The organism is Methanothermobacter sp., from assembly GCA_030055615.1.
Lineage (GTDB): Archaea > Methanobacteriota > Methanobacteria > Methanobacteriales > DSM-23052 > Methanothermobacter_A.
The window spans coordinates 1-21,283 of sequence record JASFYN010000002.1 but is presented as its reverse complement, the minus strand read 5'-3'; the positions used below and the strand labels follow the sequence as shown (position 1 = coordinate 21,283).

The 21,283-nt window shown below is 39.8% G+C and carries 23 protein-coding genes; 15 read left to right on the top strand and 8 right to left on the bottom strand.

Annotation, left to right across the window (positions count from 1 at the left end; translation table 11 throughout):
* Positions 1-14: 14 nt before the first annotated feature.
* From QFX38_03170 to QFX38_03160, 3 genes are read left to right on the top strand one after another with little or no spacing between them, the layout of a single operon-like run.
* Complete coding sequence (locus QFX38_03170) at positions 15-902, top strand: CBS domain-containing protein (protein MDI9623871.1); 888 nt, start codon at positions 15-17, stop codon at positions 900-902.
* Positions 903-913: 11 nt separating this feature from the next.
* Entirely contained in the window at positions 914-1,804 is an 891-nt protein-coding gene (locus QFX38_03165) for a deoxyhypusine synthase (protein MDI9623870.1), read from the top strand.
* Between the two features lie 32 nt (positions 1,805-1,836).
* On the top strand, positions 1,837-2,370 hold the full coding sequence (locus QFX38_03160; protein MDI9623869.1) for a hypothetical protein: 534 nt from the start codon (positions 1,837-1,839) through the stop codon (positions 2,368-2,370).
* Here QFX38_03160 and pyrF read toward each other — a convergent pair.
* Positions 2,330-2,998 carry an orotidine-5'-phosphate decarboxylase gene (pyrF, locus tag QFX38_03155; protein MDI9623868.1) on the bottom strand — a complete coding sequence of 223 codons (669 nt, stop codon included), beginning with the start codon at positions 2,996-2,998 and terminating at the stop codon, positions 2,330-2,332. The genes QFX38_03160 and pyrF overlap by 41 nt on opposite strands.
* Before the next feature lie 161 nt (positions 2,999-3,159).
* Between pyrF and QFX38_03150 the strand changes: the two genes are divergently transcribed.
* The 12 genes from QFX38_03150 to QFX38_03095 all read left to right on the top strand — a co-directional run bounded on the left by QFX38_03150 (position 3,160) and on the right by QFX38_03095 (position 12,716).
* Positions 3,160-4,179: a hypothetical protein gene (locus QFX38_03150; GenBank protein ID MDI9623867.1), complete on the top strand. Its 1,020-nt coding sequence runs from the start codon at positions 3,160-3,162 to the stop codon at positions 4,177-4,179.
* A 624-nt stretch (positions 4,180-4,803) separates the two neighbouring features.
* The gene (locus tag QFX38_03145) at positions 4,804-5,931 is read left to right on the top strand and encodes a glycosyltransferase family 4 protein (GenBank protein ID MDI9623866.1); all 1,128 of its coding nucleotides are present in this window, start codon (positions 4,804-4,806) and stop codon (positions 5,929-5,931) included.
* Positions 5,932-6,825 carry an NAD(P)-dependent oxidoreductase gene (locus QFX38_03140; protein ID MDI9623865.1) on the top strand — a complete coding sequence of 298 codons (894 nt, stop codon included), beginning with the start codon at positions 5,932-5,934 and terminating at the stop codon, positions 6,823-6,825.
* A 110-nt stretch (positions 6,826-6,935) separates the two neighbouring features.
* Complete coding sequence (locus tag QFX38_03135) at positions 6,936-7,502, top strand: YIP1 family protein (GenBank protein MDI9623864.1); 567 nt, start codon at positions 6,936-6,938, stop codon at positions 7,500-7,502.
* Positions 7,499-8,329, top strand: coding sequence for a hypothetical protein (locus QFX38_03130; protein MDI9623863.1), 831 nt, complete (start codon positions 7,499-7,501; stop codon positions 8,327-8,329). Before QFX38_03135 ends, QFX38_03130 begins: the two co-directional genes overlap by 4 nt.
* Positions 8,330-8,469: 140 nt before the next feature.
* A complete protein-coding gene (cbiM, locus tag QFX38_03125; protein ID MDI9623862.1) occupies positions 8,470-9,144 on the top strand; it encodes a cobalt ECF transporter S component CbiM in 675 nt (224 codons plus the stop codon).
* A gap of 5 nt (positions 9,145-9,149) precedes the next feature.
* Positions 9,150-9,434, top strand: coding sequence for an energy-coupling factor ABC transporter substrate-binding protein (locus tag QFX38_03120; protein ID MDI9623861.1), 285 nt, complete (start codon positions 9,150-9,152; stop codon positions 9,432-9,434).
* Positions 9,435-9,436: 2 nt separating this feature from the next.
* A complete protein-coding gene (cbiQ, locus tag QFX38_03115; protein MDI9623860.1) occupies positions 9,437-10,213 on the top strand; it encodes a cobalt ECF transporter T component CbiQ in 777 nt (258 codons plus the stop codon).
* Positions 10,214-10,267: 54 nt separating this feature from the next.
* Positions 10,268-11,137 (top strand): ATP-binding cassette domain-containing protein, encoded by an 870-nt coding sequence (locus QFX38_03110; GenBank protein MDI9623859.1) that lies wholly within the window; start codon positions 10,268-10,270, stop codon positions 11,135-11,137.
* Positions 11,134-11,595 carry a riboflavin synthase gene (gene ribC, locus QFX38_03105; GenBank protein ID MDI9623858.1) on the top strand — a complete coding sequence of 154 codons (462 nt, stop codon included), beginning with the start codon at positions 11,134-11,136 and terminating at the stop codon, positions 11,593-11,595. The genes QFX38_03110 and ribC overlap by 4 nt, the downstream gene beginning before the upstream one ends.
* Positions 11,596-11,673: 78 nt before the next feature.
* The gene (locus QFX38_03100) at positions 11,674-12,372 is read left to right on the top strand and encodes a glycosyltransferase family 2 protein (protein ID MDI9623857.1); all 699 of its coding nucleotides are present in this window, start codon (positions 11,674-11,676) and stop codon (positions 12,370-12,372) included.
* Between the two features lie 2 nt (positions 12,373-12,374).
* A complete protein-coding gene (locus QFX38_03095; protein MDI9623856.1) occupies positions 12,375-12,716 on the top strand; it encodes a DUF2304 family protein in 342 nt (113 codons plus the stop codon).
* 109 nt (positions 12,717-12,825) lie between these two features.
* On the opposite strand, the gene gatE is transcribed toward QFX38_03095, so the two are convergent.
* The 7 genes from gatE to QFX38_03060 are packed head-to-tail and all read right to left on the bottom strand — an operon-like array spanning position 12,826 to position 20,950.
* Positions 12,826-14,685: a Glu-tRNA(Gln) amidotransferase subunit GatE gene (gene gatE / locus QFX38_03090; protein ID MDI9623855.1), complete on the bottom strand. Its 1,860-nt coding sequence runs from the start codon at positions 14,683-14,685 to the stop codon at positions 12,826-12,828.
* Positions 14,686-14,691: 6 nt separating this feature from the next.
* Positions 14,692-15,999: a Glu-tRNA(Gln) amidotransferase subunit GatD gene (gene gatD, locus QFX38_03085; GenBank protein MDI9623854.1), complete on the bottom strand. Its 1,308-nt coding sequence runs from the start codon at positions 15,997-15,999 to the stop codon at positions 14,692-14,694.
* Positions 16,000-17,430, bottom strand: coding sequence for a 2-oxoacid:acceptor oxidoreductase family protein (locus QFX38_03080; protein MDI9623853.1), 1,431 nt, complete (start codon positions 17,428-17,430; stop codon positions 16,000-16,002).
* Positions 17,420-18,472 carry a 3-methyl-2-oxobutanoate dehydrogenase subunit VorB gene (vorB, locus tag QFX38_03075; protein ID MDI9623852.1) on the bottom strand — a complete coding sequence of 351 codons (1,053 nt, stop codon included), beginning with the start codon at positions 18,470-18,472 and terminating at the stop codon, positions 17,420-17,422. The genes QFX38_03080 and vorB overlap by 11 nt, the downstream gene beginning before the upstream one ends.
* Before the next feature lie 4 nt (positions 18,473-18,476).
* Entirely contained in the window at positions 18,477-18,704 is a 228-nt protein-coding gene (locus QFX38_03070) for a ferredoxin family protein (protein MDI9623851.1), read from the bottom strand.
* On the bottom strand, positions 18,705-20,384 hold the full coding sequence (locus QFX38_03065) for an AMP-binding protein (protein MDI9623850.1): 1,680 nt from the start codon (positions 20,382-20,384) through the stop codon (positions 18,705-18,707).
* 17 nt (positions 20,385-20,401) lie between these two features.
* Entirely contained in the window at positions 20,402-20,950 is a 549-nt protein-coding gene (locus tag QFX38_03060) for a cupin domain-containing protein (GenBank protein ID MDI9623849.1), read from the bottom strand.
* Between the last annotated feature and the right edge of the window lie 333 nt (positions 20,951-21,283).

Sequence of the window (21,283 nt, the reverse complement as noted above, 5' to 3'; positions counted from 1 at the left end):
TTTAGGTGTTATAGATGTTAACAGCCGTCCAGAAAGAAATACTGCAAACCCTTATCAACCTTTACAAGAAATCTGAAGGAAAATCTATTAAAGGCGAGGAAATAGCAGAAATAATGAACAGAAACCCAGGTACCATAAGGAACCAGATGCAATCACTAAGAAGCCTAGGCCTCGTGAAGGGAGTTCCAGGACCCAGGGGCGGTTACAAGCCAACAATAAAAGCATTCCAGTACTTGGAAATATCACCCATGGAAATGAAAGCCCAAGTCCCCATCTATAAAAATGGGGAGAAACTCGAAGACCTATCAGTTTCAAAAATAGAATTCACAAGCATACCACACCCAGGAGAATGCGAAGCAGCCATAAAAGTAGTAGGAAGCATAAAAAACCTAGACCTAGGAGACAGGATAAGAGTAGGGCCAACCCCCGTAAACAAACTTGTAGTAGATGGTATCATAGTAGGAAGAGATGATATGGACAACATGATACTACTAGATACTACTGGCATCAGGAGCATACCACAAAAGACAGTAATGGAAGTAGCAACCCAGGATCTTGTAACAATAAAACCAGAAATGACCCTTAAAGAGGTTGCGAAGATACTATCAGAAAAAAACATTGAAGGAGCGCCAGTAACAGAAGACGACAAAATAGTGGGCATGCTAACCCTCAGCGACATAAACAGGGCAATAGCAGAAGGCAAAAACCACTGCAAAGTAAAAGATATCATGTCAACCAGCATAGTAACAGTCGACAAAACAGTACTAATATCAGACGCAATAGAGATCATGAACAAACACAATATCGGCCGCCTAATCCTAGTAGATTCTAAAAAGAGGCCCATAGGGATCGTGACACGCACAGACATACTAGATGCGATCTCAGGCCTCAAAAACAAGTAGGGAAGGTGACAATGAGAGTCCAACACATGAAAATAAAAAATGGAATGAAAGTAAAAGAACTAGTCAATGAAATGGGCCGAGCGGGGGTCCTCGGAGCAGGAAGAGTATACAGGGCCACTAAGCTATTATCTGAAATGTTCCAAGACCATGAAATGAACATCTTCCTTAGCATGGCAGGGCCACTAGTGGCGGGTGGCATGCGAAAGATCATATCAGACCTCCTAAGGGAGGGTAAAATTCAAGCACTCATTACAAGCGGGGCTAACCTGACTCATGACCTTTTAGAGGCGTTCGGTGGCGGACACTACCACAACCTCCAATCCAGTGAGGTGAAAGTAGGCCATATCAAGGATATTTACACAAAAACAGAAGACTTCGAAGTCTTCGAAGAGAAAATATTAAAAATCTTAGAATCTATCACTTCTACTGGGCACATTTTTTCTATAAGGGAGTTTATCCATGAGATAGGAAAACACATACAAGATGAAAATTCCATAATAAAGAATGCAACCGATAATAACATACCCATTTATGCCCCTGGGATAATCGATAGTATGATAGGACTTCAACTTTGGATGTTCACCCAAGAAAACCAATTATGCCTGGATGCGGTAGCTGATATGCACCACCTATCAGATCTAGTCTTTGAATCAGAAAGAATAGGTGCTATAATACTAGGTGGTGGGGTGCCAAAACATTACACCCTAGCATCAACTATACTTAGGGGAGGAGTTGATGCGGCTATCCAGATAATCATGGACAGGAGCGAGGCAGGAAGCCTCAGTGGCGCCCCATTAGAAGAGGCGAGAACATGGGCGAAAGCCCAAACAAATTCTAAACTGGTAACTGTTATAGGGGATGCCACAATATTGTTTCCATTGATACTAGCAGGCGCGCTTTGATCCTCCCCATAAGGAAAATAAGTGTCTATATGATGGAACCATTATTATATTTAGCTTCTGGTTTTCTTATGAAACTTGCTGATGATCTTGCAGATGAAACCACAGCTAGGATAGCCGGGGCCTCTGCAGGGATACTCTGCGGATTCTTTGTCGGATTACTCGTCATTATAAGCTCTGATGCTCCATATATTTTCTTTGGGATATTTATAGGCACGTTATTGGCTGGTAAAATTGATAATTTAAACCATTTCCTTGCAGGTGCTCTGTTCCTTTTAGTGGCACTGGTGGGGGGATTACCAATCCTTGAACCGGTAACCTTGATTGTATGCGTCATTGGGGCTTTCATAGACGAGATTGGACATGACTTATGCAAGGATGAAGGTTATCTTTCCATGATATTTGAATATCGTTTAATCCTTAAAATGGGAATATTAGCTCTTGTAATAATCCCACAGTTTATACCGATACATGGGATAGGATGGTATTCTCTTATATTCTTCTTTTTATTTGAATTATCCTATGAGTTTACAGGTTGGTTTGATGAACATCTCCTAGGGTATTTATGAGGTCTTTTATGGTCTTTCTTGGATTTTTTGAAAGGTAGATTGTCCTCCCAACTATGAGGGCATCTGCAAATTTTAATGTTTCAGTGGCTTCACCACCCTGGAATCCTACACCAGGGGATATGATGAACGCTTCATCACCTACTATTTTTCTTATACTCTCAAGACTTTCGGGTTTTGTGGCTGGGGCCACATAATTTTCCACACCTAATTGTACTCCAAGTCTTGCTATTTCTTCTGAAACCTTGCCCATGAACTTTTCAGATCCTGGATGTGACATGTCAGTGAGGAGGAATATTTCATTTCCTGTTTTATCCGCTACGTCCATGCAAGCTTTTATACTATCAGGGCCTGTGAAACCATGTATTATAATGGCGTCTGCACCATGCTCGAATGTTATATTACAGATTTTCTCGTTTGTTTCAGGTATATCAGCAACTTTAAAATCTGCTATGACTTGGCATTGTAATTTTTCTTTGAATTCTTGGATGCATTCGATTCCAGCTGCAAGCACTAGAGGATAACCTATCTTAACAGTGTCTATATAATCTATTACTTGGCCTGTTACCTTAAGAGCCTCTGCAGGGTCTGTTAAATCCATTGCTAAAATTATATCATTTTTTATCCTCATAATAATAAAATATGATAATATATCATATTTATCTTCAAAAGGAAGAAACATAAAATCTAGAACATTCTCCTTTTTGATAAAAGTTCAAACCCCATCATAGTGTGGTGGTCCTTTTTCCTCTGTTCATAGTGATGATCTTCCCCTTTGGGAGGTGTCTTCTTATGAAGAGGCTCAGTCTAATATTCAAAGAATTGTTAGAAAAAGAAGGTATAGATAAGATTGGGAGTCTCTGTAGACTTGGAGGGGATGATCCATTCCAAGAGATGGCAATTTCAATCCTAGATGGGAAAGGGGCTATAATAAAATTAGACAAGCCTGTGAAATTGGCTTGGAATTTGAATGGCGAAGTTACAAGTTCCAGCCATTACGCATATTCTCCAAGCAACCATGATAACATTCTGATAGGAAAAGAGAAGATCATAAAAGAACTTTCAAAATATGAACACCCTTATTTTATAATAGATTTAATGTATTGGGATAAACACACCACCAAAGAGAAAAGGAAGCTTGTTCTCCAATTAAACCAATCCTATGGGCTTATAAGAGATTATTTATGGGGTAAACAACTAGTTCTCACATGGGTCAACAAAGAAGCTGAATCCTCCATGCACTTCCCCCTCTCTAGGATAACAAGCTTCAAGGGCCCTACACATCAATTCCTAGCCAAAAATGGGATAAAAGAGGTGATACTCTTAGATCCATGGGCAAAAGAGGATATAAAACCAGAGGACTTCACCTCAAAGGCGTTCATAATAGGTGGTATAGTCGATAAAACAGGTGACAAAAAGGGAACCACACCAAAAATAGGTGAAAAACTCCAGGAAAACAAAATAAAAGTCAAAAGGAGGAAAATATCACTAATGGGGGATACAGTAGGAGTCCCAGATAGGATAAACTTAATCCTGGAAATTCTATTCAAAATGATTTTTGAAAATAAAAAAATGGAAGAAGCCATCCTCGAAATCCAACCATACAAGGACGCAAGATGGCGACTCAGAAAAGAATTGCCAAAACATAAAATCAAACTAAAAGGGATGGCCATAATCGAAAAGGAAATATTCCACAAATATTCAAGATGGCTTAACATCAGATGGAAAGACTTCCAAAAAGTACTGGACGATCTGAACCTAAAAGCCGTTGAAAAGGAAAAAATTAAAAAAATTAAAAAACTCACAACATAATTTTCCAACCATTCACCCAATGGCAAAGGGGGCTTCAACATTTTTAACTGCAGCTTCACAGTTAAGGGAAATGATTGTCCACAATCTCCGTACCTAACTACTCCAAGGGATTTTGAACTCTTATAGGACCAAGAACATCCTTTTTATTTAGAGGATTACCCTTACCTCCTATACAAGTTGAGGACGTAAAAGTTCCACATACCATGGTACCATCCAATACCCTAATTATAAGAACAATCCTTTGGGTTCTTAATAATCAAAAAAATAAGCCAACCTCCAATATTTTATTAAGGAGAAGCTTTTATTAATTTTATAAAAGTAATTAATATATTGGTAGTGAAAACATTCACAGACATTCCACTTTCGTACTTAGACCAAAAATATCATGCTAGAAATTAAAATTCCAGAAAAAAGCATGCTCGAAATAAACTGGGCAAAAGAACGCATCAAAATTTGACAAATTATAGAGGAGTTTAACGAGGCAACCACCAAATAGAACATAAATAAGATCTTAAGAACATGTTGCGAATACACGAATGAAACAGAGAATTGAACTGAACAACCTCAATGTTATCAATTATCAGGGGGATTTGGAAAAAGGAATACGAAGACAGGTGTTATGAAATGAAAATAGCATATATTCATGATTGTGTATATCCTTGGGTTAAAGGCGGTTCTGAGAAGAGAATCTATGAGATCGGGAAAAGGCTCGCTAAGCGAGGTCATGAAGTTCATTTTTTTGGGCTTAAATGGTGGAAAGGAAAAAATGAGCTACAAAGGGATGGTATATATTATCATGGAATTGGAAAAAAGGTTCAACTTTATAAGGATAGTAAAAGATCCATTAAAGAAGGATTATATTTTGGTTTAAAGGTTTTGACCAATTTTAGGGGAGATTTTGATATAATAGATTGCCAGCAGTCTCCTTATTTTTCATGTTTTTCTAGTAAGTTACATTCTCTTAAAGGATCGAGTTTTTTCATAACTTGGTATGAGGTCTGGGATGATTATTGGTTTGAATATTTTGGAAAGAAAGGCATATTCGGTTTACTCGTTGAAAAACTCATTTCTAGGATCCCACATATTCCAATTACCATTTCCGAGAAAATCAAAAATGATATGGTCGAACATTTAGGGATGGCTGAAGATCATATAAAGGTCGTGCCTAATGGTGTGGATTTTCACAAAATTAAAAAAATAGGCCCAAAGGGTGAAAATTTTGATATAATCTATGTAGGCAGATTAATCTCACACAAAAATGTCGATATCCTACTAAAGGCCATAGCATTATTAAAAGAGGAGATCCCAGATATCCGGTGTGGAATAATCGGTGACGGTCCAGAAAAAGATCATCTCATGCGACTAAGTAAAAAACTTAATATATCAAGTAACGTCAAATTTTTTGGATTCGTAGAAAAGGATGAGGATGTTTATTCCTATATGAAGTCTTCAAAAGTTTTTGTTCTACCATCTACGAGAGAAGGTTTTCCGAACACGATCCTTGAGGCTAATTCTTGTGGTTTACCCGCAATTATAATCAGACATGAGAAAAATGCTGGTATTGGAGTAGTTAAAGAAGGATATAACGGGTTTATAGTTGAATTATCACCTGAAAAAATCGCAGAAAGGATTAGTAATTTGCTTACCAATGATCTTAAACCTCTTAAAAAAAATGCCCTAAAATTTGCAAAAGAACATGACTGGAAAATTATCGTCAAAAAAATGGAAGAAGTTTATGAGGAGGCTCTATAGATGAATTTAAAAGGTAAAAATGTTGTTATAACAGGAGGGGCTGGCTTCATAGGTTCTCATTTAGCTCAACATTTTTTAAATGAAGGATCCAAGGTTCTGGTAATGGATAACCTTTCTGTTGGGAAAAAAGAGTTTATCCCGGATGGTGCCCTGTTTAAAAAAGTAGATATTCGCTCAAAGGATCTGAAAAGTATCATGGATGTGTTTGAACCTGATATTGTCGTACATCTTGCCGCTATCCATTATATACCTTACTGTAATGCAAATCCAGAAGAAACCTTCGACGTAAATGTTATGGGGACAAGGAATCTGCTAAAAGCTCTTAACAATGATATTAAGTTTTTCTTCGCTTCTTCAGGAGCCGTATACCCACCAATAGAAAAACCGTGCACTGAAGATCTAGAAGGTCCAATTGACATTTATGGAAAAACAAAGATTATCGGCGAAGATTTGGTAAAATTGTATTGTAAAAATCCGATTATAGGGAGAATATTCAATGTATACGGTCCCAGGGATCTAAATCCACACCTGATTCCAGATATCATGGAGCAACTTCAAAAAGGAGAACATAAAATAAAACTTGGAAACTTAACACCTAAAAGAGATTTTATCCATGTTGAAGACGTCTGCAGAGCAATAATAACCCTTTTAGAACAAAACAAATCAGGAACTTTCAATATCGGAAGTGGAAAAGCTTATTCTGTCAAAGAAGTAGTCGATTTAATAAGCAAAAGTTTAGACGAAAAAATTGAAATCATCCAAGAAAATCATAGAATAAGAGATACAGAAAGGGAAGTTCTCCTTTCAGACATTACAAAAATTCATAAAGAAACCGGATGGAAACCAAAAATAAAACTTGAAGAAGGATTAAAATCAACCAGATACCTTACCTGAGGGGGGGTGATAACAAAGAAAAGATAAAGATTTTCTCATAAATTTCTCTAAAAATAAAATAGGAATAGAAGATTAATCCCTTAAAATGTGATAATTTGGAGGTAATATCTTTGATCTTGAAAAACATGATGAATTTCTCCAAGGACCTCGTAAAAGTTATGATATCCCCAGAGGAAATATTTAAGGTTGTGAAGGATAAAAATTTGGAAAACCAAGGATTGTACCTTTACATTTTCATGTGCGCATTCCTTGGTTTCATGTTAGGTGGAGTGGCATCAGCCATAACCGGAGTGTGGATAATCTTCCCAATAGCCTTCGCCGTGATAGTCACAGTAATAGCACTGCTAAAACTCATAATATGGGCCGCAATTTCACATATTGTCGCAGTTTTTGCCTTTAAAGGAAAAGGAAGCTTTGAAAATACCATTAAACTCATGGGGTTTTCAGCAGCGCCATTCATCCTTGGAATATTCGCTCTAATGACTCTAATAGTAGCTGGAACATTTTTCACATCAACTATGCTATTCACTGTAATGTACATATGGGCCATTATAATCGGGTCAGCAGCTGTAAACATTGAACATAGGATCGGTTTTGGGAGATCATTCCTATCAGTCCTTGGAATACCAGCCCTCATAATAATAGGGTTGATGATGCTGGTGGGGGTTTTACAATGAATGCAGAGAAATTTTTTAGTGTCATAATCATAGCCATACTAGTGGTGGCATTTTTAACAGCAGTGGCAGGACCACTCTTCAAACCAGCAGAGGAAAATGTTATCAAGGAGAATTTCACTTTAAATGAAAGTCAAGTCTCAGGTATAAAGAAGGTTAATATAAACGTTGAATCCAATGCTTCAGGTGTGACTGTGGAATTTAAGAATGTCACGGATTCTGTTTATACTATTGAAACTGAAAGAAGCCCCAAGGATCCGAGGCCTACAGTCAATTATACAGTTGAAGGCGACACCCTCAAAATTAATGTAATGTTGGATAAGGGTTCTGCGAACATCCTCCTATCGAACAAGTATACATACAATGTAAGTAGTAGGAGTAAGGTTGGTGGAGTTGCAATAATCCTCGGAAACAATTCAAAAATTGATAATATAAATTCAACAATCCAATATGCTGGTGGCGGGGCACTATTCATCGATAAAACAACATTCAAGAACTTGTCAATGAACGTGAACACTGGAGGATTCTACATAGCGGTTTTAAACCCAAAATTCAAGGGTAATGGTTCTATAGTTGCAAATGTTACCATAGGTGGTATAACAATAGCCCCAATAGATCCATCAATCCCCCTTAGAATGATAGCGAATGTTGACAGTGGAGGAATCACATTTGAACCAAATGGCTTCCAGGTTATAAAGAACACTACAAATTACCTTGAAATTGAAACAAAGGCCTATAACTCCTCAAGTGAAAAATTAGAGATAATATGTGGGGTTGGTCTTGGTGGTGTGAGCATAGGAACTTTCCAGATGCCAATACAGCCACCATGAATATCCTAGATTAAATCATCCCCTCCTTTTTTTGAACTTATTTTTTTTTCTGTGAAGCAAAAGGGTAAAATATTTATAAGATATGCGACCCAAAATTTTATTCAAGTTTACTTTAAAAAAAATAAAAGATGGTGATATTCTTGCATATCATGGAAGGCTTTCTACCATGGCAATGGTGCATCCTCTGGTATGCCATCTCACTACCAGTTATCATATACGGAATAACAAGAATAAAAAAAGTCGCAGATGAACTCCCAGAATCGAAACCACTACTAGCCGTGAGCGGAGCATTCATATTCATATTATCTTCACTTAAAATGCCATCAGTCACAGGAAGCTGCTCACACCCCACCGGAAACGGACTAGGAGCAATACTATTTGGTCCATGGATAACATCAGTAATGGCAGCCATAGTACTCATATTCCAAGCACTTTTACTAGCCCATGGAGGATTAACAACACTAGGAGCCAACATATTCTCAATGGGTATAATAGGCCCAGTATTCGCATGGCTAACATACAAAGGATCCCTAAAATTAAACCTACCAACCTCCATTGCAGTGTTTTCAGCAGCTTTCCTAGGTGATATCATGACTTATGTAACAACATCACTCCAGTTAGCCTTAGCATTCCCAACACCTAACGTGATTACAGCAACCTCAAAATTCATGCTAATATTCGCATACACTCAAATACCCCTAGGGGTAGCCGAAGGATTACTCACAGTAGTGGTATTCGAGAATATCCTAAAATTGAAACCAGACATCACTGAAAAACTAAACCTATTAACTAGAAAACCCACAAGCACAAGGTGATTAACATGGAGAAGAGGCATATCATAATGCTTATAATCGTTGCCTTCATCTGCATCATACCATTCCTGATTTATGGTGGCCTCGGAGAAGAACAAGGCTACTTTGGGGGTGCGGATGATAAAGCCAGTCAAGTTATAGAAGAAACCGGCTACAAGCCATGGTTTGAGCCCATATGGGAGCCCCCAAGTGGTGAAATAGAAAGTTTACTCTTCGCGGTGCAAGCAGCCATAGGAGCCTTAATAATAGGATACGTTTTCGGCTACTACAAAGGTAAACAGAAAGCTTCATAGAAGTGAGGGAATTGAATATTTCAACAGACTTTTACGCCCATAAAAACAATCTCAACAGGATATCCCCGGGTATAAAATTAACCTGGGGTATCCTTACAATGATATTATCTCTTTTATCCCCATCACCGGTAATCCCAATTACAGTAGCATTTATGATGTCATTTATCACAGTTTATATTGCAGGGATACCATCACGTTATTATATCAAATTTATAAGCATACCCATGGGCTTTGGAATTCTAACATTTATAATAATGGGACTATTCTTTGGGGTTAAACCATCTTCCATAGGATTCCTCTGGTTTAGAGTGTACTTAGATGGTCTCCACACAGGATTCCTAACATTCTCGAGGATAATTGGTGGTTTCACTTGTTTGGCTTTCCTTTCACTTACAACACCCATTAACGAGATATTCAAACAATTAGAGAAGATAAAAACGCCCAAGATCATAATTGAGATAGCTCTCCTAATGTACCGGATGATATTCATTTTCCTTGAAGAAGCATCCACAATGTACCATGCACAGGAGACAAGATTAGGCTATAATAGCATCAGAAATTCTATAAAATCTTTAGGACTGCTCGCAAGCAACCTATTTATAAGATCCTGGTTACAAGGAGAAAAAGCATACCAAGCAATGGAGACAAGATGCTACAATGGAGAAATCCCAACCATGAAAATCCATGAAACAGATAATAAATGGATCATATTAGTAATAGCCTTCGAAATAACACTACTCCTAGGAGTATACTTCACAAGAACTATAAAAATTATATAAACTTTTTCAGACAATCCATACTATAATATCCGTTTTTTTTTGGTGTGGATAACAATGATACTTGAAGCTATCAATGTCACATACGAGTACCCTGATGGTACAAGAGCCCTTAAAAATGTCAACTTTAAAGTGGAAAAAGGACAAGTAGTAGCCCTACTAGGCCCCAATGGTGCTGGCAAATCAACCCTATTCTTACACTTTAATGGGATCCTCAAACCAAAAAAAGGACAAATAAAAGTAGAAGGCAAACCCATCACTTACACTAAAAAGGAACTTATGAAGGTAAGGCAAAAAGTGGGCATAGTATTCCAAAACCCTGACGATCAACTATTCGCCCCAACAGTAAAAGAAGACGTGGCATTCGGCCCATTTAACATCGGCTTAGAAATAGATGAAGTTGAAAGGAGAGTGAAAGACTCCCTGCGGAAAGTTGGAATGCTAGGATTCGAAGATAAACCACCACACCACTTGAGTGGCGGGGAAAAAAAGAGGGTTGCAATAGCTGGTATACTAGCAATGAACCCGAAGATAATGGTATTAGACGAGCCCACTTCAGGCCTAGATCCGAGGGGAGCATCCCATATAATGAGACTACTCTACAATCTCAACAAAGAGGGAATGACCATAATCATAGCAACACACGACGTTGACATGGCACCATTATATGCTGACAAAATATACATCATAAGCAATGGTAAAATAATTAAAGAAGGCACACCCACAGAAGTATTCAAGGATGTTAAAACCATAAGAGAAGCTAATTTAAGACTCCCAAGGATAGCCCACCTCATAGAAATACTTGAAAAGGAGGATAAACTACCATTCAATAAACCTTACCCTCTAACCATTGGAGAAGCCAGAAGAAGACTATTAGACAAATGGAAATTAATAGAGACACCATCCCAACCAAGGGTGAAAAGATGAAACGTATAGGAATATGTGACACCACATTTGCAAGATATGACATGGCAAGTGCCGCTATAGATGAACTAAAAATGCACGCCCCAGACCTAAAAATTATAAGGAGAACAGTACCAGGTGTCAAAGACCTTCCGGTAGCATGTAAAAAATTGATCGAAGAAGAAGGCTGCGATATTGTAATGGCCTTTGGGATGCCAGGTCCTGATGAAAAAGATAAAGTATGCGCCCATGAAGCTTCAACAGGACTCATACAAGCACAGCTCATGACAAACACTCACATAATTGAAGTATTCGTCCACGAAGACGAGGAATCCAACCCAAAAGACCTTAAAATACTCGCAGAAAACCGCGCCCGCGAACATGCCCAGAATGTTATAAAAATGTTATTTAAACCAGAAAAGCTGACCAGAGAAGCCGGCATGGGAATGAGAGAAGGCAAACCAGACGTCGGCCCACTTTAAAGACCCCAGGATTATCATAGTATAGATTTAATATTCTGTGTGTGGGCTTCTAATAAGGCTTTGAAAATGGGAATGGCAATGGCAAAAAGGGCAAATCCAAAAGATGTTACCATTATTGTACCTGCATATAACGAGGAAAAGACAATACTCCGGGTTCTAGGCAAACTAAAGGATAGAGGTTATACTATTATTGTCGTAGATGACGGTTCAACCGATTCAACACCCTATCTCCTCAGAAGATTCAAAGATGATGATAGAGTCCATGTTTACAGGCATATAATAAATAGGGGGCTTGGAGCGGCTTTGAGAACTGGTATGGAGGCAGCCCTTTCCATGGGATCATCCTATATAGTCACATTTGATGCTGATGGACAACATGACCCAGATGATGTAGAAAATGTTTGCAGACCACTAATCGACAATAAAGCAGATGCTGTTATCGGTAAAAGGAATTTTAGTGAAATGCCATTTTCAAGGAACATTGGAAACTTTCTTATGAACATAATAACCTTAATATTTTATGGTGTTTGGGTTTCTGATTCACAATCCGGCTTGAGAGCATTCACCCGCAAAGCAGCCTCCAAGATCAAAATAGAGGATAGAGGATATGGTGTGTCTTCTGAGATAATAAGTCAAATCAAAAGAAGGGGTCTCAGACTAGAAGAGATTCCTATAAAAACTATATACACTCCAGAGACTATATCAAAAGGCACAAACCTTAGTATAGGTATTAAAATATTGATCAAATTAATAGTTAACATACTAAAAAAATTGTAAAGGTGCTAGGATTGTTATACCAGATCATAGGAACATTAACAGGTCTGATAGGGATAATATTGTCCATAAAGAGGTTTAAAGAGGGTAAAACATCCCCGACTGTTTTCGTCTTGTGGCTTCTAGCATGGGGTTCCCTAATCATAATTTCAATTAGCCCCAACGCCACATCATATCTTGCAAATATTATGGGGATTGGTCGTGGACTAGACCTGATCATTATATTAGCGATAATAGGAGCCTACTACTTGCTCTTCAGAATATATATCATGATAGAAAACCTCGAAATGGAAATAACAAAACTGGTCAGGGAATTGGCGCTTAGAGAGTTGGAAGAGGATGAATAAGCCATGAAATAGATGGAATACCCCACGGAGAATTCGATATAAGAGGCTGTGCAGAAGCATGCGCATTTAACGAATCATCGACCATCAAACATGAAAAAGTAAAAAACTCTTAAAGTTTTTCCTGTATCTTCTCTTTAAGTATTTGGTTTACGAATTTGCCATCGGCTTTTCCCCTTAATTTCTTCATGGCTTCTCCCATTAGTGGGCCTATGGCTGCCATCTTCCTCTCTTTTATCAGCTCTTCTTTTTCTTCTATAATCTCTTGGATTATCTTCTCTACTTCTTCTCTGCTTAAAAGTAGGAGATCTAGTTCCTTAGCTGCTTTGAGTGGTTTAACTCTATTATCTGCCATGTATGCTATGATGTCTTTTAGGGCGTCCTTTGAAACTTTACCATCCTCTAATAATCTCAAAGCCCCCATAAGGTCTTTGAGTTTTAAATTTTCTATATTGTAACCTTCTCTTTTAAGCTCTTGTAGGGTGTAGGCGAGTAATGATGCTACTAGAGTGTTTTCAACATCTAACTTGGCAAGTTTTTCGAAATCCTCTGCAAGGCCCTTCTTGACTAGCTGAGATGCCAAATCCTCACTTAGATTATATTCTCTCTTTATTCTCTCTTTCTTTTCCGAAGGAAGCTCTGGAAGCTTCTCCTTTAACCTTTCGATCATCTCTGAGCCGATTTTGAAAAGGGGAATGTCTGTTTCCACATACATCCTACTGGCTGTAGGTAATGGTCTTAAGTAGGAGGTATTACCATCTTCCAGTGCTTTCCTTGTCTCCTCTGGAACACCTTGAAGAGCCATCCTAGCCCGTGATGCGACTTCCTCTAGGGCTGCCTCTGCCTTTCTCCTTTCATCTGCTATGATTATTATAGCATCATTTTCGCCTGCTTTTAGGTGTCCTTTTAGCTTTTCAACTTCTTCTTTACTTATACCATAAGCTGGGAGCTCATCCGTATGAAATATACCAGCTACGCCCCTTTTCTTGGCATAATCTGCTAGTTCTGTTCCAAGCCTCCTGTTGGGTTGGAGTTCCATGCCTATGAGTCCTGCGAAACCTTCTAGTTTTATTGCGAGCACGCTTTCAGCACTTTTTATTATCTTTGATTTGGTGTCCTTGAAAATCTCCCCCACATCGTATATTTTATCCTCGACCTTTGCTTTTCTCTTTTTGAGTTTTTCACGTATCTCTAATAATTTTAGTTGTCTTTGAACTTCTCTTTTAACAATCTCAGGTATTAGGTTAAGGTCTTGAACTCCTTTGACCTCGACCCTTGCACCATCCCTTATAGAAATGTTAAGATCTTGTCTTATGGTCCCTATGCCCCTTTTAACCTTGGTGCTGCGGAGTATCTGGCCTATCTGGTAGGCCACCTCTTTTAATTGGATTGGATCCTTGATTGAAGGGTCTGTTGTTATCTCAACGAGTGGTATGCCAAGCCTGTCAAGGCGGAAGACAATACCATCTTCTTTTTCTTCTATTCTCCTTGCAGCATCCTCTTCAAGGCATAAGTTTTCTATTTTTACTCTGCCATGGGGTGTTTCAACATAGCCATCTGTGGCAACAAGGCCTGTTCTTTGGAATCCGCCAGTGTTGCTCCCATCTATTACCTGTTTTCTCATTGTGTGGAATTCGTCAACCACTTTCATATTAAGGAGTAATGCTATTGTCACTGCAATCTCTAATGCCTCACTATTTATGGGATGGGGTGGCTCTTCATCGGCTTCCACGAGACAAGTATGATCAGAATAAGCCTGATAATAGAACTTGAGCTTCCTTTTAGCCTCTTCAAAGGCTGCTCTGTCTATTTTACCGAGTTCGCTTTGTGTGGGCCTCAATCTTCTCATTATATTATATTCTGGTTCTTCATCTGTTAACTCGCACTTACAAGGACAGAATAGTTTCCCTTTGCTGTCAAGTTGTTGGTGTATTTCCAAGCCCATCTTTAACCCTATTTTATCCCAGTCCATACTTTTTCACCCTTGGAAGTATCTAAGTGAGGACTTATCCTCGATTTCGCCACTGATATTCTCAAGCATTATACTCTTCACGGTCTCGGGGTCGCTACTCTGGCCAAGGGCCCATACAAGTTTCACATAGGCTGTCTCAGGTAGCATGTCAGCTACTGGTATCACCCCAGCCCTGAGTAATCTTCTGCCAGTACTATAGACGTTCATGTTAACTCTACCATTAATACATTGTGAGGCCATGGCAACTATGATGTCCATTTCATTTGCACGTTCAATAGCGGGTATGAGATCCTCTGGGCAATGGCCGAGGCCTGTACCCTCTATAACTATCCCTTTATAGTCTTTGTCAATGTAATATTCTAATATTTCTGGGTTTATACCAGGGTAGGTTTTTATTAGTGCTACCTTTGGTTCTATCTTGTCCCTGAGTTCAAGTTCTACTAGGTCTCTCTTCCTATAATCTTTTCTTAAAATTTTGATTTTGCCGTCTTTGATTTCTGCTATGGGCATGGTATTTATGCTTTTGAATGTGTCCCTTCTTGAAGTGTGCATTTTCCTTACTTTCGTCCCCCTGTGTAGGTGGCAGCTTTTATCATCTATACCAGCGTGCATACAAACCATGACCTCTGCTATGTCTGATTTCGCTGCTATAACTGAGCTTATAAGGTTGAGGTGCGCGTCAGATGATGGTCTGTCAGAGCTTCGTTGCGCTCCTGTAAGTATCACTGGTACTGGTGTTTTGAGAATGAAACTTAGCGCCGCCGCTGTATAATGCATGGTATCTGTCCCATGGGCCACCACGACACCATGGGCTCCATCTTCTATCTCTTTGGCTATGGCATTTGCGGCTTCAACCCAATATTCTGGGCGCATGTTTTCGCTTAAAATGTTGAATATGGCTTTTCCACGTATATTCGCGATATCTAATAATTCGGGGTTGGCTCTTAGAAGGTCGTCTGCAGTGAATGCTGGGTGGACAGCTCCTGTTTGGTAATCTATGATTGATGCGACAGTGCCCCCTGTTGATATTATTGATATGTCTGGTAATTCAGGATTTCTTTTAACATCGACTGGTGGGAGCTTTATTTCAGGCTTTGAGCCTTCTTCTATCAGCTCTATCCTGGCATCTTCGATCTCCACTCCAATATTATAGCCATTATCTAATTTTAGTACTAGGTGTTTGTCATCAGCATCCTCGGGTCTGTCAAGTAGCATCCCTTCATAGCTTATATCATCCTTTTTTATGCGGATTTGGTCACCGACTTTAATGGATTCTTTTTCGAGTAATCTTTTTGCAAGCCCTCTATAGGCCATTTATAGGCCTCCCATTATGTTTTCTCGGGCCCATTTAGCACCTATATCTAGTAGTTTTAAGTTTATGTCTATGATTTTCTCTTTTCCACTGAATATGAATTTTAGAGCGTCTTCGAATGATCTCCTTGAGAGTTTTGTTAGGCCTAATTCCATGAGAACCCCTAACATGACCGTGTTAGCAGCTCTTTCTGCTCCTTCACTTTTCGCGATTTTAAAGGCTGGAACACCAATGATGTTACCCTCACCCTTATATTTTATTGTTGTGGAGTCATAGAGGATGTGCCCATCTTCTGGGACGGTGTGTGCGAACTCTTCAAGTGAAGGTTGGTTAAATGCGATTAGTATATCTGGTTCATCCACTACTGGCGAGCCTATCACATTACCTGATATTACAACGGCACAGCTTGAAGTTCCACCCCTCTGCTCGGGACCATAAGCTGGATACCATGACACGTGCCTGGATTCTGTGCAGGCCGCCTGTGCGAGTGCCAAGCCCATGCTAAGCACCCCTTGACCTCCGAATCCGGCTATCTTCACTTTAATTTCTCCGAATTCTGGGTCGTCCTTGGGTTCTGGGAGTGATTCCTCTACTTGGAATATCCTGTCAAGACTTTCCTTGGAAAAATCGCTATTGTCGCGTTTGAGGGGTTCGACTTCATCGGCTTTGTCCCTGAAATTTTTAACAGGAAATTCTTTCTCCATTTCTTCATTTATGAATCTCTGAGCGCCTTCAGCATCCTGGCGCAGGTTTGTTGGGCACGGTGAAAGAACCTCCACGAATGCATAACCTTTACCATCCCTTTGTATCTCAAGAGCTCTTTTAACAGCCCTTTTAGCCCTTCTAATATGTTTTATATCTGCTAGTGAAACTCTTTCAATAAATACAGGAGCTTCTAGGTTGTTGAGTAACTCACACATATGCAATGGATAACCCGCAAATCTTGGATCTCTACCCTCTGGGCATGTTATAGTGGGCTCCCCAACTAGGGTTGTTGGGGCCATTTGGCCTCCTGTCATGCCATAAACTGTATTGTTAACGAAGAATACCGCCATCTTCTCTCCCCTGTTGGCGGCTTGTATCGTCTCGTTTAATCCTATCGATGCAAGATCCCCGTCACCCTGGTAGAGTATTATGATGGCATCGTCTTCTGCACGTGATATTCCTGTCCCCACGGCTGGTGCTCTTCCATGGGCCACTTGCACATTACCACAATCAAAGTAGTAGTATGCGAATACCGCACATCCAACGGGGCTTATGAGGACCGTTCTCTCTTGTATTCCTAGTTCGTCTATGGCTTCTCCTATGAGCTTGTGTAGTATGCCATGTCCACACCCTGGACAATAATGTGTTGCTGTGGGCGCGCTTCCACCCTTTCTCTCGAAGACATCATGGATACACTTTGGTTTTTTGATGATTCTTTCATCTGCCATGAGCTACCTCCCTGATCTTTTTAACCACTTCTCCTAGTTGGATTAGGTTTCCACCCATCCTGTTAACTAGTTCGATGTCTTGGCATCCTGTCGCTAATCTTATATCTTCTAGCATTTGGCCGTTGCTCATCTCCACTGATATGAACTTTGGATTGTCCTTGCTTAACTCGGCTAATTCATCTTCTGGGAATGGAGAGACTGTTATCGGACGGAATAGTCCAACTTTTATACCCTCTTTCCGGGTGAGGTCAATGGCTGTCCTTGATATCCTACTACTTATACCATAAGAGACCAAGATTATATCAGCATCATCTAACATGTAAGATTCGTATTTTACCTCTTTTTCTTTTATTTTCTTGTACTTCTCTTGTAAATAGAAGTTGAATTCTTCGAGCTCGTCAAAATCGAGGAAAATTGATGTTACGAGGTTTTTCATAGTCTCTTTGTTGCCACAGACTGCCCATGAAGTGTCAGGTTTATGTTCTATGGCCTTCTCTGGGAATTTTAAAGGTTCTGCCATCTGTCCAAGAACAGCATCCGCTAGCACGATAACTGGGGTTCTGTACTTGTCCGCGAGTTCAAATGCTTCCATTGTAAGATCGCACATTTCCTGGACACTATTAGGGGCTAAAACGATATTCTTATAGTTTCCATGTCCTCCTCCCTTCGTTAGTTGGGTGTAGTCAGCCTGTTCGGGTCCTATGTTCCCAAGTCCTGGGCCGGCTCTCATCACGTCCACTATGACTGCTGGGAGTTCTGCGCCTGCAAGAAACGATATTCCCTCCTGTTTCAGGCTTATACCTGGCCCGGATGATGCTGTCATTACACGGTGGCCTGCCGCAGCAGCACCGTATACCATGTTTATGGCTGCTTCTTCGGATTCTGCTTGCACGAATTTCCTGCCGACCATTGGAAAGTATTTAGCGGCTTCGTGTAGTATCTCACTGGCGGGGGTTATCGGATATCCGAAGTAACAATCGCATCCAGCGTACATAGCCCCTATGATAACTGCTGTGTTCCCTTTTACCATTTGTGTTGCCATCTTGTCAGTTCCTCCTCTTCTTGAGTGGGATGTGCACTTCTATGGCATGGGGTTCTGGGCAAGTATAATAGCAGTTTCCACAACCTTTACATCCACTCCCCTTGTATTCGACGTAGTGATATCCTCTCTCATTAATCTTATCACTCATAAAGAGTACTTTACCTTTACAAGCTAGTATGCATCTTTCACATCCTTTACATTCCAGTGGATTAATTACTGGATATGGTTCCATTTATTGTTCTCCTGCTTTTTTCATGTCTCTTTCTCTTATCTCAACTCTCCTTATCTTGCCACTAATGGTCTTAGGTAATTCATCAACAAATTCTATTACACGAGGATATTTGTAGGGGGCTGTAACCCTCTTGACATGATCTTGTATCTCCTTCTTGAGTTCCTCGGATGGTTCATATCCCCTTGCAAGTACTATTGTAGCTTTTACTACCTGTCCCCTAATAGGGTCTGGGTAGCCTGTAACTGCACACTCTAGTACCGCAGGGTGGGATATGACCGCACTTTCAACTTCGAATGGTCCTATACGGTACCCTGAACTTTTTATTATATCATCGGTTCTCCCGACGAACCAGAAATATCCGTCTTCGTCCATCCATGCTGTGTCACCTGTATGATACTTGTTATCGTACCATACTTCTTTTGTTTTATCCTCGTCCAGGTAGTAGCCGCCGAAGAGTCCTAATGGTTTGCCCTTTGAAGTGTCTATGACTATCTCCCCTTCCTCTCCCACGTCTACTGGGTTTCCATTATTGTCAACTAATTCTATATCATATAATGGGGCTGGTTTGCCCATTGACCCTGGTTTGGGTTCCATCCATGGGAAGTTGGCGATGGATACAACAGATTCTGTCTGTCCATAGCCTTCCATAAGTTTTAAACCAGTCTGTTCATAGAATTTATGGAAAACTTCTGGGTTTAGAGGTTCCCCTGCTGTCACAGCATATTCTATACTTGAAAGATCATACTTAGAAATGTCTTCTTTTATCAGGAACCTGTATACTGTGGGTGGGGCGCAAAAGGTTGTTATATTATACTCTTCTAATTTTTTCAGCATGTTAATAGGGTTGAAACGATCATAGTCATAGGCGAATACTGCACTTCCACAGATCCATTGGCCATAGATTCCACCCCACACTGACTTGGCCCATCCTGTATCAGCTACTGTATAGTGTAGGCCATCTTCTCGGACGTTCTGCCAATATTTTGCAGTGACTATATGGGCTAAGGGATAAGTGTGATCATGTTTTATCATCTTAGGCATCCCAGTAGTCCCGGATGAAAAGTATACTAATAATATGTCCTCGTCTGAAGGGTAATCTTCCGGTTTTTTGAAAGTTTTAGGCATCTCCTCAAGTTTCTCTCTAAAATTAATCCAACCAGGCCTGTCTTCGTCGCCTACAATGACTTTTAGGAGGGGAATGTCACCCATCTCTTCTTGGGCTTTGTCGAAACAGTCTGGCACGCCGTCCTCTGCAATGCAAACCACCATCTTTATATCCGCCTTTTTTATACGGTAGATTATGTCTTTTTCTTTTAGCATGTGGGTTGCTGGGATTGCGATGGCCCCTATCCTATGGAGGCCCAGTAATGAGAACCAGAAGTCGTATCTTCCCTTTAGGGTTAGCATTACCCTGTCGCCTTTTTTTATCCCACAGTCTTTGAAGAAGTTGGCCGCCCTTTCTGAGTATTCTTTCATTTCTTTGAAGTTTATTATGCGTTCGTCTCCGTTGTCGTTACACCATACTAGAGCTTCTTTTTGTGGGTGTTTTTTGGCGTACCAGTCAACCACGTCATAGGCGAAGTTGAAATTTTCTGGTACTATTATTTTGAAGTTTTCCTTGAAATCTTCATATGATTCGAACTCTATCCTGTTGACGAATTTTTTTAGTATTGACGCCATGTCTTTGCCACCTCATTTTACATTATTATGGCTAGGAATTTTGCCCTTTTGCCGTTGAGGGCCTCCATTGCATGTGGATATGATGAATCAAAGAATATTGAGTCGCCTTCGTTAAGTATTATCTCATTGTTGTGGATATAGAATCTTATGCTACCTTCTAGGATGTAGTTGAATTCTTGTCCTGGGTGGCTGTTCATCTCTGGTTTATCTTCTCTGGGTTCTACCGTTACTATGAATGGTTCCGCCTTCTTATGAATGAATTTCTCGGCGAGGCTTTCATACTTGTACTGTTTGCGTCTTTCAACTTTAACACCTTTACCTTTCCTTGTGACAGTGAAAATATGCATCCTAGCTTCTTCTCCTGTGAGAAGAAGTCCCATGTCAACGCCAAGTTTATGAGCTATCTCGAATAATATGCTGGCGGGTATGTCTTCTTCTCCTGTCTCATATTTCTCATAAGTTTCCTTAGGAACCCCTAAGTGGTCTGCCATCTCTTCTACTGTGATATTTGAAAGTTCTCTTAACTCTTTTATCCTTGCACCTATCTCTTTAGTTTTTTCTTTCATTAATAGCACCCCAAATAGGAAAATCAATATGATAAATTATAATAGATTGTTACATATAAAAAAAGTATCTTCTTAATCATATAATTTTCATAGCTTTTCTATTTTTCCTTAAAATTTTGAAGATAATCAAATAAGGTAGTGGGGGGTTCCAAGAAAAATATAAAAAGAGGGATAATTTTTCAGAATTTTCCGAATCCTCTGAGGAAGTAGCCGGCGCCTATAAGGAGTACGATACTTACAACGCCTAAAAGTGCGTAGAATGGCATTTGACTCCCTGCTCCTCCCCTTGAGGATGCCACGACCTCAAAAACCTTACCAGTTTTCCCTGCGGAC